At 75.1% G+C, this 12,768-nt stretch carries 8 protein-coding genes; 5 read left to right on the top strand and 3 right to left on the bottom strand.

All coding sequences use genetic code 11. The annotated features are described in order from the left end of the window. Positions 1-28 precede the first annotated feature (28 nt). Both OG440_RS38120 and OG440_RS38115 read left to right on the top strand, forming a co-directional pair. A complete protein-coding gene (locus OG440_RS38120) occupies positions 29-721 on the top strand; it encodes a hypothetical protein (protein WP_331752686.1) in 693 nt (230 codons plus the stop codon). A 408-nt stretch (positions 722-1,129) separates the two neighbouring features. Further along, positions 1,130-2,326 (top strand): hypothetical protein, encoded by a 1,197-nt coding sequence (locus OG440_RS38115; RefSeq protein ID WP_331752685.1) that lies wholly within the window; start codon positions 1,130-1,132, stop codon positions 2,324-2,326. Between the two features lie 534 nt (positions 2,327-2,860). On the opposite strand, the gene OG440_RS38110 is transcribed toward OG440_RS38115, so the two are convergent. Next, positions 2,861-3,958, bottom strand: a complete 1,098-nt coding sequence (locus OG440_RS38110; RefSeq protein ID WP_331752684.1) for a helix-turn-helix domain-containing protein — start codon at positions 3,956-3,958, stop codon at positions 2,861-2,863. Positions 3,959-3,970: 12 nt separating this feature from the next. After that, positions 3,971-4,261: a hypothetical protein gene (locus tag OG440_RS38105; protein WP_331752683.1), complete on the bottom strand. Its 291-nt coding sequence runs from the start codon at positions 4,259-4,261 to the stop codon at positions 3,971-3,973. A gap of 1,111 nt (positions 4,262-5,372) precedes the next feature. On the opposite strand from OG440_RS38105, the gene OG440_RS38100 reads away from it, so the two are divergent. Further along, complete coding sequence (locus OG440_RS38100; protein WP_331752682.1) at positions 5,373-6,086, top strand: hypothetical protein; 714 nt, start codon at positions 5,373-5,375, stop codon at positions 6,084-6,086. A 762-nt stretch (positions 6,087-6,848) separates the two neighbouring features. On the opposite strand, the gene OG440_RS38095 is transcribed toward OG440_RS38100, so the two are convergent. Then, complete coding sequence (locus OG440_RS38095) at positions 6,849-7,157, bottom strand: hypothetical protein (protein ID WP_331752681.1); 309 nt, start codon at positions 7,155-7,157, stop codon at positions 6,849-6,851. 962 nt (positions 7,158-8,119) lie between these two features. On the opposite strand from OG440_RS38095, the gene OG440_RS38090 reads away from it, so the two are divergent. Both OG440_RS38090 and OG440_RS38085 read left to right on the top strand, forming a co-directional pair. Next, positions 8,120-11,779 (top strand): hypothetical protein, encoded by a 3,660-nt coding sequence (locus OG440_RS38090; RefSeq protein WP_331752679.1) that lies wholly within the window; start codon positions 8,120-8,122, stop codon positions 11,777-11,779. Between the two features lie 39 nt (positions 11,780-11,818). Next, on the top strand, positions 11,819-12,757 hold the full coding sequence (locus OG440_RS38085; protein WP_331752678.1) for a hypothetical protein: 939 nt from the start codon (positions 11,819-11,821) through the stop codon (positions 12,755-12,757). Positions 12,758-12,768: the final 11 nt, after the last annotated feature.

Raw genomic sequence — 12,768 nt, 5'->3', positions numbered from 1 at the left:
GGATTCGTTGAGGCGCAGGAGGGTTTCCATGGACCATGACGCGAGGGTGATCGACTGGGCCCGTGGCGCGACGTACGCGTGTCCGCGCTGCAACCACGACACGGTCGGCGTCTTTTCCAGCTGGGTCGTGTCTACCTGCTGCAACTGCGGTTCGCGTTTCGCCCGCTTTCCCCGCCTGCAGCGGTTCCTGCGTCATGTGGGCGTCACGTGTGAGGTGTGCACCGCGCGGCACCCCGTTTCCGTTGACGGCGAGCCCTACGGTTTCGTACGGCGGCGTCACGCGGGTGTCGGCACCGGCGGGTCCTTCCTGTTCGAGGCATGGCTGCATGACACCGACGAGGTCCCGGACCACCGTGACCGCGTCCGCTACGTCAACACCCGTGACAGCCGTGCCGACGCGCTGGCGGACATCGCCCATCAGCGCAGCTTCCTCGGCCGCGACGAAGACGACCTCAGCCCCGTGCTCGCCGTCGTCGCCGATGAGCAGTTCGACAAGATGTACGGGCCGGGCCTCACCGACGCGCAGACGAGTCAGCTCATCAAGGGCTCTCTGGAGGTCTACGGCGTGGGCATTCTGCGCCCCCACCCCAAGCACGGTCGGTTCCACGCCGACGCGGACACCTTCACGTGGGGCTTGATCGCTCCCTCCGGGCTGGAGGGCCTCTACACCCAGGCCCGCCACCTGCCCGAGGCGCTGGTCGCGCACGCCCCGCAGATCTGACAGGCCGACCAGGCCGACCGCGCCCGGGCGCCAGAGTCCGCCCGGGCCAGGAGGGCACGGTGACCTGGCCCCGTCGGCCCGGGATCACTGCCCCGATGCCGACCGCAGTCCGCCGCATCGGCTCTCCCTGTCGACGATGGCCTGCGCCGCCGTCGACGTGCCCGCCCCCTGCTTCTGCCTCTTACCCACCGCGCCGTCGTTCTGCCGCACCCGCCCGGTCGGTCTGCCATCCCGCCGACGGGCTGTACGGCCCCGCCCCCGAGCCGGGACCGCTCGGCGTCTTGGGGAAGCAGGGAAACCCGCGGGCTCCGGCCCATGGCGGGGAGCGCCGGCCTCTCGCCGGCGACTGCCTGCGCACCGCCGACCCGTACCGGGCCTGAGACCGGCCTCTTGGAAGGACTTGCTGTGATGACCGTTTCGACGACCGCCCCCGAGCTGTTCCCGGAGCAGGCCACCGCCCGGACCGGGAGGCGGGAGCGGAGTGTCCCCGGGGCTGCGGCACAGACGCCGGAGACGGCGCCGGAGGGCACCCCGCACAACGCGCGCCGGCTGATCGGCGCGGACGGCACCGGGCGCGCGTACGTGAGCGCGAACGGCGCTCGGATGCGCATCGAATCGGTGGACGGCCGTCTGGCGTACACCCTGCCCACAGTGCCGGACGACGCGCACCAGGGAGCCAGGAACGGCTTTGCCGAACGGGCGCGGGAGCTGGCGGGGGAAGTAGCCAAGCGCGGTGAAGGCACCCCGCAGTGGGACAAGCACCCGCTGGACATGTGGGCGGGCGAGCCGCAGGAGTTCAAGAAATTCGGCCCGGCCGGCTACGCCCCGGGCGCGATGCTGGCATGGACCGTGAACGGAGTGTCGTACACCGGCCAGGTGTGGGCGAACCGCGTGCAGTCCGGGAACTGGAACGGCGGCCGGGGCGAGACCTCGGCGGTCGTGGTGGCCACGGTCGACGGCCGCCGGGCACGGCGTGACGAGGCGGTGTGCCTGCCGCTCCTCCACGGCCGCAAGCACGCGCACGCCTTCGTGGCCACTGCGCACGGGAACGCCGATGCCGAGGTGATCGCCCCGCAGTGCGCGGCGGACGGTCTGTTCGACGTGGTGACCACGGCCGGCGACCCGATCGAGGGATGGGAGGCGGAGGGCGGTTATGCGCCGACCGGCCTTCCGGCAGAGCCTGCCGACACCGACGAGCCTGCCGCGGCCGTGACTTCGGGTCCTGCTGACGCTCCGGCGGAGGTCCCGGCCGGTGAGCACTGCCCGCGCTGCGAGCGCAACGCGCTGTACGGGATCGAGTGCGCGTACTGCGGCCACGTGATCATCACGGCCCTGCTGAGGATGGTCAAGCCGTGTCACCCCCCGGCCTGGTTCGAGGGGTGCTGTCCGGTGTGCTTCACCGCCGATCCGGAGGTGTGGGAGGTGCACGGCCGGTTGCTCTGCACCGTGTGTGCGGAGGGCCGTAGCCGGTGGGGTGACCGGGTGAAGGCTATGCCGGGGTGGCGTGAGCGCGCCCGCCGTGTGCTGGCGTGGGCCGACAACCCGGGCGAGCTGTCGTACGCCACGGCGTACGCGGACGGCACCGAAGAGGGACGGACCGGCTGACGGCAACCGGCCGGCCCGCCGTACGCGAAGCGGGCCCCGGCCCACGGCGGGGAGTTCGCCGAGCGGCGAAGGCCGCTGCGCCGCGCGGTAGGGCCCCGGGTCTGCACTGTGCCCGGTACTCCGGAGTCGGATGCCTCTCCTGAATATGACGTCGGCGCGCCCGAGTTGTGATGTCCCCCTTGCCTCCTCCCGCGATGGCGGCCCGATCTGGCTGTGCGTCGCGGCCCGCCTCCTTGCCGAGGCCGGGCGACGAGAGGTTACCGAGGCGGGCGCGCCCGGGCCCGGCGCGCGAGCCAAGGGCGAGGTCCTGCTCACGGTCCGGACCGGCCGCGGCCCTTGACCCGGCCTCGTCGCCGAGCAGGTCGTGCGCACCCAGCCCCGGCGCGCGTTCGCCGACCGCTACCGGGACCGCCCCGACCATCTGCGGCCGAGCCCGGCAGCGCCGCGCGCTCTGCGGCCGCCGAGACCGCCCGTACGGTGCGGCCGACTTCGTGGTGGCCGCGACGGGATGCTGGTGGTCTCCTCGCCCCGGGCTCAGGCGGGCTGGAGCTCCCGGTTGCGGCGGGCGCGGCCGGACGGTGCGGGCGGACGCGGCCGGGCAGGAGGCTTGACGCCGCGGGCGCCGGGCGGAGGCGGGTCGGTGAGGTGCTTGCACTGGAGCACGTGGAGAGTTCCGTCGTCGCCGACAGCGATTGCGTCGATGCCGGTGTCGGGGGCGGCGCCGTTGCGGCGGGCCTGGGTGCCCAGGAGGTGCGTGAGACCGGCGGCGAGGACGGTGTGCTGGTCGGCGACGGCGAGGCGGTCGAACACGCGGGCGGCGGCCTGGGCCCCGCTGGCCTGCCGCTCGCCGTGCCGACCGTCGGTGTGGGCGTGCGTGCCCTCCGCCGAGTGCAGCGGGATGATCCCGGCGCCGTCGCCCGCCGGGACGGCGGGCGGACTCAGGTAGACCCGGCGGGTCCACCGGGCAGCCCGCCGTTCCTCGGCGGCCGTGGGGCCGAGCTCGGCCCGCGGAAGCGTTCGGGTGCGCGCCCACGCGTCCTGCCAGGGCCCCATACGGCGGGGATGGATCCCGCAGCCGCGCAGGAAGGCCTCGCACTGGGTCCAGTTGGCGGGACCCAGGCCCTCGCGGCGGGTGATGCGCCAGGCGGTGGTCAGCGGCAGCAGCAGCTCACCGTCGGCCTCCTCGGTGCCGGCGCGGTCCTGCAGGACGCGCAGGGGCGGGGCGCCGGCACGTTCGTAGGCGGCGACGAGGGCGGCCCGGAAGTCGGCGTGGGTGCGGATGGCGGACACGGAAGGAGCCTGCAGCGCGGCGAGGATGCCGCGTTCCTCGGCGCGGGCGCCCCGCCACACCTTCAGCACGTCGCGCTCGTCCTCGACGGCGGCGCCGCAGGCCCGGACGAAGGCGGCCACGACGTGCTCCTGGGGCACGGTGCGCGGGTCCACCGCGCGCTTGAGGGTGCTCGCAGAGACGGCGCCGGTGTCCTCGAGTTCGGCGGTACGGGCGGCCAGCTGGGCGAAGGAGAGCCCGCTGCCGTCCTTGAGCGCGGCCAGGAGGGCGATGAGGTGCCTGTGGCGCCGGCCGGTACGGCGTACGGAGCGGCCGGCACGCGGGGACGGAGTCGGTGAAGTCATCGAAGCCACCTCCTACTTGCCGCTGTCGGCGCCGGCGGCCGCGCGGACGGCCGTGGCGGCGAGCGCGGTGAGCAGACGCCGTCCTCCGCCGGCGGCGGCGATGGTGGCCGCCCCGATCGCGCCGCACCCCGCGAGCAGGGTGAGCACATCGCTGACCGGCATACCGGCGAGCGCGAGACCGGCGCCCAGGAGCGGGAAGACCGTGATGCCGCAGATCTGCGCGGTGGTGAGCGGACGAACTACGGCACGCGAGGGCTGGGGCTCGGGCTGGGGCGCGGGCGCGCCGGAGTGGTACGTGGACACGACGGTGGATCCTCCCTGACGGGTGGGCCCCGGGGCGCCGGCCCGCGAACGGAGTCCGGCGGCCGGGTGACGGGGTGCTACTGGCCGCAAAAACCGGTGTGCCGGACGGCAGTTGACGGCTGCCCTCCGCCGGTGCGGAAGAGGATGGCACGTCCCGCCCCCACCCCGCGCGCCCTAAAAGCCCCACAGATCCCAATTGCGTGTTTGCTGGTCCGCGGACGTTTCAGGTACGCCTCCGGCCGACGCCTACGAGCGCCTGGTGTCCCCGCCCACCACCACCAGCACCTTGTCCACCGCGCTCCGCAGGCGCTGGTCCGCGGACGTTCCAGCCTGCCTTGCCCGCAGCCCGCCGGGTGATGATGCTGCGTCACAACCCGGTCGTCGGCGCGGCGTCGGGGCCCGGACCGGATGGTCCGGGCCCCGACGCAGCACCGACCCCCGGGTTCCCTGACCCGCTACTGGCCGCAAACCGACGCGACAGGGATCACTTCCGCACGTCACGGTGACGCGTGCCCGCGGACACGAGGACCGGCTGCCACCACGGAGCCGGTCCTCTCGCACACCACCAGCCGCGCCGCCGTACCGGTCGGGGCACCGCTCCCGCAGCCCTCCCGTCCGGCGGCAGACACTCCCTCGAACGCGCCGCCCGGGCCACAGAGACCAAACAGCATCGCGGGGGAGCCGGCGTCGTCCGCGGGTCCAGCGCCCGCCTTCCACGTGGCGGCCGCGCGCCTGCCCGACCCCGCCTTCCTGGGCGATCCGGCCGGACAATGGAACGAGTTGGCGGCGCCACCCGGGGGAGTGGACGCGGGGTGGTCTGCTGCTGGCCGCGATCGCTCCCCGTACCCCGCGCGCGCCGACGGTCCCGCCTGGCCCGACGCCGACGGCACAGCGCCGCGGGCGCGCGCCGTGCCGTCGGCGGGTGCGAGGGGCGCGCGGGAAGGCCTGCCGTTTCCGCTACGATGCCGACCGGCAGGACGCGCACCGCCTACCGCCGCCGCTGCATCCCCGCCCGCGCCGGGACAGCTCAGACGGCCAAGGTCCCCACCCGGGCCCGCGACACCCACCCGCACGACTGCGGGCAGGCGCGGGGTGCCCGGAGAGAGACGTCATGCCACGCAACCAGTCCCGCGCCGGCCAGCGCGCCCGCGCCGTGCAGAAGACCACCGGCGCCAAGGGCAAGTACACCGAGCTGCTGCGCGAGGAGACCCGCCCGCGGTCCGTCCCCAGGGAGCCCGTCCACGCCGAGCCCGCCCGCCGGCTCGCCGCCCACCTGCGCACCGACCTGGGCGCCGACGGGGAGAAAGCCGCCCGCCTCGTGGACGAGGCCCTGGCCTGGGCGCTGAAGGACAGCGGGCTGAAGCAGACCCTGCGCCGGATGCCCGTCAATTCCGCCGCCCGCGCGCGCCGCGTCGCCGCTCTGCACGAGCACGCCGCCGGCGAGGTCACGCTGCACGACGCCCCCCTCGTCCAGGTCGTGTACTCGGTGCTGGAGACGGCCGCCGAGGAAGAAGTGAGCGCGGACCTGCTGCGCGCGGCCGCGGACGTCCTGGACCGGCTCGTCGGCGCCAGCCACATCTGCAATCCCGCGATCTACGGGGTGCGGGCCGACGGATGGCTCACCGAGCCGAGGATGTGGGATCGGGTGTACACCACGACCGCCCCGGTCGCCGTCGTCGCGGCGGCGGCCCTGCGCACGATGCGGGAAGCCGCCGGCATCCCCGACGAGGACGAACTGACCGACGCCGACTGCATGTTCACCCTTCAGGAGACAGTCCGCTTCGCGCGTACCGCCGCCGACCTCGCCGTCCGCCCGGCGGCCTGACACACGCGGCCGGACGTGCTGCCCCGCGCCACGCCCGGCACGGGGCAGCAGGCCCGGTCACTCTCATCGGTTGGCGTACGGCCTGCCGTCGGCTCCGCACAGTGCCGCGCTCGCATCTTGCCTCGCACCGGACGGCTCGCACCGCCGCCGGTCATCCGCCGCGCCGGATCGGCGAGTGAGGGCCCGGACCGGCGCGTCGGGGGCGCCGTCCGCAGTTGTCCGACGCCGTCCGATTCTGTCCGGCGAAGACTGCCCCCGGCCAGCAGCACCTGTCGGGTCTGCGTCCGGCTGCCTGTGGTGTCCCGCTTCTGACCTGCACGTTCGCGAGCTGGGCGTGACAGGCGGCGGGCCCGCCCGGACGTACCGCAACCCGTCCTCGCGGAGCCCTGCCGAGCTCGTCGGAGCTGTCACCGGTCCGGCCGCGGCCGCGGCCGCCTTCCGTGTCGGCTCCACGACCGCCGGCGGGACCGGGCCGTTCCCAGCACGCGCAGGCCTCGCCCCGCCGCACATCGCCGCTGGTGAGGGGGTTATCCAGAGTTGTTCGGGGGTTGTCCGCCCGCCCGTTGAACACCTTGGCCCGACGCCGCGCACCGCAACGCCCCTCTCAGCACGCCGACGGCATACGGCCCTGGACCGCGGTTCCCGAGCGGGTGTTGCGGGCTGCGCAACACCACGGGCCGTGCGTCGAGTCGGCACCCGCCTGGCAGACCACCCGCCCGTGTACTGCTGCGTGCTGCACCCCGCGCTGAAGGGCCGCTGCTGCTACCCGGTGTACGGGACTTCGTCGTCGCCGGCGCCGGCGAACAGCCGCATGAACAGGTCCACCCGGCCCGCCGCGTTCTTGGCCTCGCCGTACGCCTCCAGCGCCTTGCCGAGGCGGCCCATGACGTCGTCGTCGACCAGGCCGTCGGTGAAGGCCGGCCCGGGCGGGAAGAGCCGGTCGGCGTCCGCGTCTTCCTGGCGCAGCCGGGCGAGGTTGGCGTCGTGGATGCGGGCGGCCGCCGCTTCCCACGCCAGTTCGGCGGCCTCGCGCGCCGGGCTCTGCACGTGCCGGCCGTTGGGGGTGTCCACCCGGCCACGGTAGCGGCCGTCCCGGGGTTGGCTGTCCGATCGGCGTCGCCTTGACTGTGTCGGGCTCGTGTGCACCGCTCACCGACGTCTCGCGGGTGCAGCTGGACGTCCGGCACCAGATGCTCTTGCGCAAGCTGTTTCAGCGGGACGTTTTGCGGGAGTATGCGTCCGCGAGTGGGACCGGCCGGACATAACCGGCGAGCTTGCTCGTGAGGTGCCACACCCGGTCGTCAGCCTCACAGCGGTAGCAGCGATGCTCGCGCCGTCGGCGTCCTCGCTTCGGTGCCGCTTCGTTGAGAACGGCCGATGCCGCGGCCAGGGTCGGGTAACAGCCCTTTCCGCAGCAGCACTTGCTGTCTACGGGCCGGTGGCGAACTCCTGGGGGAAGTGTGCGGTGGACGGCGAAGTGCTCCAAAGCCGCGATGGGGGTGCGTTGCCACTGCCCGGACCCCGGGGCAAACAGCACGTACAGGTTGCCCCTGTTGCGGTCCCTTTTGTGCCTGCGGCGATCCACGGTGATCATCACTGCTGCGCCGGAGGAGTGGAAGGCCTCGAGGCGGCCGCGCAGAGGGTGGCTGAAGATATCCACCCGCCAGCCGGCCCGGCGCAACAGGGGCTCGTATACGGCCACCTGCTCACCCGGCGTCTTACCTGCGGCCACATCAGGTATCGCTGGCACACCGGGCGCTGGAGCGGGCGCAACGCTGTCCCGTGCCGCCTGCTCGTCCGGGGTGAGCTGATTTTCGCGGACAAGGGCACGGGACAGATGGAAGGAGATACCGGGAGGGCGAGGTGTGGGCGGGCGAGGACTGCCAGTCACGCCGATCCCCCTGACCCCAGCTCCGTCGCGAATCTCTTTACTACACCAGTCCGTGCCGCTGTCGGGCCCGCTCCGCCTCTCCCCACCGGCGGGCTGCGCGGTTCCGGCCCGGACGCCGCCCGCCGGGCTCTACGGTGCACCGGTGAGCCATGAGATGCCGCCGGCCGGCGGGGACGAACTGCCCGAGGTCGACGAGGTCCTGGCCGCCGCCCTGACCGCGCAGGGCGCACCGGGCGTGCGGGCGCTGGGGCTGCTGCGGGACGCGCGCCGGATCCTGACCGGCGGCTTCCTCCAGCGGCCGGCCGAAGTCGCGGAGTCGTGCCTGCGGGGCGCCGCGGACGCCCTGCTGAGCCTGCCGGGCGCCCCGGTTGCGGTGGGACTGAAATCGGCGGCCGCCGGACTGCTGGCCGCGGTCGACGACCTCCCCGCCCCCGGCACCGCCGGCGCGTCCGACGCTCCGGCCGCCGCGCCCGCGACAAACGAGTCTGCCGCTGCCCTGGCCTGCCCGGTGCCGGACGGGGAGACGGACGCCGCCGACGGTGCGGGCCCGGACGGCGCCGGCCGCGCGGGGAGAGCGCGGGTGCGGGAGGCGGCCGAGGTGCTGCGCGGGCAGCTGCAGCGGCCGGGCGGCTACCACCGGACCCGGGCGGCGGGGATCGCCGAGCGCCTGATGGGCGTCGTGCTCGGCAGCGCCCAGGAGCGGGCCCTGGACGTGTGGGGCGAGGTGTACGGGAAGACCTCCGGCACCCTTCACGGCAACGCCGCCGACCCCGCCCGCGCCGCCTCGCTGTACGCGGAAGTCCTCGCGGCGGCACGGGAATTGCTGGTGCCGCTGCCCGGCCGCGCCGCACGGGTTCTCGAGCTGGCCGCGCTCACCGACCCGGGTGAGAAGGAGGCGCGGGAGCTGGCCGGCTGGGCGGACCCGCGCGCCGAGGCGTACTTCTTCCGCTCCGGCCCGGCCGCCGCCTGGCTCGAGGTCCTGAACGAGCACGCGCCGCACCTGCTCCTGGCCGACGAGGCGGCCGGCGTCTGGCCGGCTGCCCCGTTCCTCGAGCACCTGGCCGCCGTCGCCCCGCAGGCTGCCCGGCCGTGGCTGGCCGGCCACGCCGTCCAGCTCGTCGCCGCCGGCCCGTATGCCCTCGGTGCGCTGCTGCGCCTGGCCGACGCCGGCGTCCTCGCCCCCGCCGGCGTCCGGCTGCTGCTCCCATACGTCACCGCCTCGTCCCCGGCCCAGGCGCCGGACGAGGAGGCGAGCCTGTCGCGCCGGATGGCGGCCAGCTGGGCGGGCAATCTCCCGATGGCCGCACGGGACGGGGACTGGCTGTTCGTCGTCGAGGAGCTGCTGAAGGACACCGTCGACATCGGCCACGCCGGCTACCTGGCCTTCGAGACCGCGCGCCGGCGCGCACGCGCCAACCACGAGCCGCTCCCCGAGCTGACCGAGGTGCTTCAGCGGGAGTGGGCCGCCCGCCTGCCCGAACACGACATCACGGGCCTGCTGCGGGAACTGGTGGTGACCGTCCACGGCGCCGCCGGCGGGCCGTTCCGCTGGGCCCGCCCGGCCCGGTACGCGCTGGCGGGCCTCCTGCGCCGCGACATCGAGGCGCCCGTCAAGAACCCCTGGCACCCGTACGTCGACCTGGACGAGGTCCGCGTCCTGGACGCCAGAGTCTTTCTGGGCCCGGTCCTCGACATGGGCCCGCTCCTGGCCCGGGCGGTCCTCGACCTCGCCGCAGCGGACGCCGCGGCCGGTGTCCCCCTTGCCGAGCGGATGCGGGCGTGGCCGCGGATCACCGCCGCGGATGCGCACCTGCACGACCGGGTGCTCGCCGCCCACCTGGCCGCACACCCGCCCGCCGCCGACACCGACTCCGCGGGCGCGGGGGAGTGGTGGGAGCGGGCGGTCGAGGCCACCGTGCGGCTGCTGGCCGGCCGCCCGACACCGGAAGGCGCCCGGCTGGCCGCCCTCGTACTGGACACCTGCCCGCCCGAGCGGGCCGGCCTGGACCAGCGGGCACGCGCGGCACTCGGCCCGGCCCCTGCCGCCGACGAGATCGACCAGACCCTGACTGCAGACGCCGACCCCGACCAGTCCAGCGGCCGGATCGAGCCGCTCGCCTCCTGGCTGCGGGTGTGGAACTGGTCGCCGGTCCTGCCCGCGCCGCTGCTCACCGACTTCGCCCCGCTGCTCGCCGCGCTGCACCGGCTGAAGCCGACCGGTCCGCCGGACCCGCGTACCGCCGCCCGCCCGCACTCGCGCCATGACACCGTCGTCGCCTTGGAGGACCTTTTGGAGCTGGCTGCCGCAGCCGGCCCGCTCGCGGCCGCCGCCGCCCTCGCCGGTGCCCCGGACGCGGGCGCCGACGGCTACGCCCGCGTGCTGCAGCGCCTCGTGCGGGCCAACCCGGCCGCCTGGACCGCCGACGTCCCCCAGGTCCTCGCCGCCCTGGCCCTGCCGGAGCTCTGCGCGTTCTACCTCGCCGCCACCGCGACCGCCGCGCGCCACCCTGACGCCTTCCCCACCGGCCCGGCCGAGGCCGTCCTCGCCGCTCTCACCCTCAGCCGCGCCCTGCCCGCCCCCGCCAGCCCTCATGTCCCCGACGCGGCGGAGTTCGCCGGCCGGGCGTGGTCCGGTCTGCTGAGCGTCGTGTGGCGCACCGGTGGCGACCTCGACGGTGACCTGCCGGCTGTCCTGGACCGCTTGCGCGGCCTCGCCGAGCCCCTCACCCGGCCCGCCGCCCCGCCGCCGCCCGCGTCCAGCCCGGCAACGTCCGCTCCCAACACAGCCGGCCCGGCCGACGACAAGGCCGGCGGGGAAGAGGAGGAGCTGCCCGCGGGCCTGCTGGACACCCACCCGGCGGTGCTCGCGCTGGACTGCCTGCTCGACTACGCCGCCGGCCAGGCCATCAAGGACGGCCAGATGCCCGGCGACGTTCTCCGCCTCGTCGCCGACGTCCTGGCCGCCCGCAGTGGCGACGAGGCGGTCGCCTCCGTGATCGGCGCGCACCTGCCACTCCTGCACCGCCGCGCCACCGCCTTCACCGCCGCCCACCCCGAGCTGTACGCCCTCGACCCCCAACGCCCCTCACCGGCCGCCGCGTGGCTGGACCGGGGAAGGTCTGATCCGCTGCTGCTCGCCGCCCTGGACCGCGGCCAACTCCTGGCCGCGGTGCGCGCGAACGTGTACGGCGCGGCTTCCCGCGTCGCATTCGCTCTCCTGCTGGAGGAGCCGGCCAACCTGCTCGGCGACCCCGCGGACACCTGGCGCGAGTTGGCTGCCGGCCCGGACGGCCCCGCGGCCGTCTCCCATCTGTTCCTGCCGCTCGCCTTTCCCTTGCAGGGACGCCCGCGTGCCGGCGACACCGGGCCGGACCCGGCCGCCCCAGCCCCCGAGGACATCGCGCGCGCGTGGTGGACGGCGGCGCTGGAGGCCGACCTTCCGCCCGGAGCGCTCGCTGGTGCCGGCTGGTTCACCCTCTCCGCCCTCACCGACGAGGTATGGCTGCCCCTGGCCCGGCGCAGCGCCGAGCACACCCCCGCCCAGGACAATGCCGACAAGGTCGCCGCACGCGCCGCCGGCCACCCACGCAGCCCCGACGCCCTGCTCCTGGCCGCGCACCTGCTCACCCGCCCCGCCCCCGGCCCCCTGTACGACGCCGACGTCCGCCGGCACGCCCGCACCCTGCTCCAGGCCACCGCAGCACTGCCCGAGGCCGAGCGCCCCGCCGAGACGGAACAACTGCGCCGGGCCCTGGTCGAGGCCGGCGAGGTGGACCTGGCGCAGACGACGGCGGCCGGCTGACCGACCCCGCCCCGCGGCGGGGTCGGGAATGATCGGGGGATGACCGACGACCACCCCGCCGGCCCGGCCCCCGAGCCGGCGCCGCACCCCCACGGCCAGGACGAGCTGCACGCCCTGCGGGCTCCGCGCCGGCTGAGCGTGGACGACCACATGTTCACCGCCCCCGGGCTGCCGGGGACGTTCCGGCTGCAGCTGTTCACCGCTGACGGGGCGCGCCCGGTCGCGGTGGCGACCCAGATCGCCCTCGCAGAGGGCATGAGCCTGATGAACGGGGCGGAGAGGTTCGCGGGCGCGGTGTGGGAGCGGCACTGCCCTGACCAGGACCTGCCGCCGGTGTGGGTGGAGCGGCAGATCTGGGCGGAGCGCTCCCGCCAGGAAACCCGCTTCAGGCGCGTGGTGTTCACCGGCGCCGACCGCTACTGCCCACGGGGCCCGAAGTGGTCGGTGATCACCGATGAGGAGCTGCAGGATCTGATCGGCGCAACCGTCGCCACGGACCGCGGCGCCGGCTACGTGCCGCGCCCCGCCGAGCCGGAACCACGGCTGGTGTTCGCCGAGTTCGCGGTGGCCCGTTTCGCCCGGCCGCGTCCGTTCCGCGAGCCGGCATGCATGCCGGCCGGGGTGCCCTGGTGGCGGCGCTGGATGCGTCAGATCCTGCCGCGCCGCGGGGCCCGTGCCTGCTGCTGGTACCACGGCGGCGACTGGCACACGGTCAACGCGATGGCGCTTGAGGTCCTCCAGCGGGCCCGCGCGCAGTCCGTGGAGGCCGACGACATGGAGGAGTTCGCCACCGCCCACGCGACCGCGGCCGGCGCCACCGGGTGGGAGACCGAGGCGCTGGCCACCCTGTTCAACACGGGGGACGCGATCCAGCCCTCCAGCGGCACCGGCTACATCAACGGCCAGCACCGGGCCCAGGCCATGCTGGAGGCCGGCGTACGGCGCACCGTCGTCCTGCACCACGTCGACGAGCCGTAGCCCGGCCGCCG

Origin of the sequence: Streptomyces sp. NBC_00637 (assembly GCF_045161545.1) — a bacterium.
In the GTDB taxonomy this organism is placed as follows: Bacteria; Actinomycetota; Actinomycetes; order Streptomycetales; family Streptomycetaceae; genus Streptomyces.
This window is presented reverse-complemented; position numbering and strand designations above follow the sequence as displayed.

Bases quoted from the DNA above. Each gene is read 5' to 3' on its own strand.
- OG440_RS38120 (WP_331752686.1), top strand. From the start codon at position 29: ATGGACCATGACGCGAGGGTGATCGACTGGGCCCGTGGCGCGACGTAC.
- OG440_RS38115 (WP_331752685.1), top strand. From the start codon at position 1,130: ATGACCGTTTCGACGACCGCCCCCGAGCTGTTCCCGGAGCAGGCCACC.
- OG440_RS38110 (WP_331752684.1), bottom strand. From the start codon at position 3,958: ATGACTTCACCGACTCCGTCCCCGCGTGCCGGCCGCTCCGTACGCCGT.
- OG440_RS38100 (WP_331752682.1), top strand. From the start codon at position 5,373: ATGCCACGCAACCAGTCCCGCGCCGGCCAGCGCGCCCGCGCCGTGCAG.
- OG440_RS38085 (WP_331752678.1), top strand. From the start codon at position 11,819: ATGACCGACGACCACCCCGCCGGCCCGGCCCCCGAGCCGGCGCCGCAC.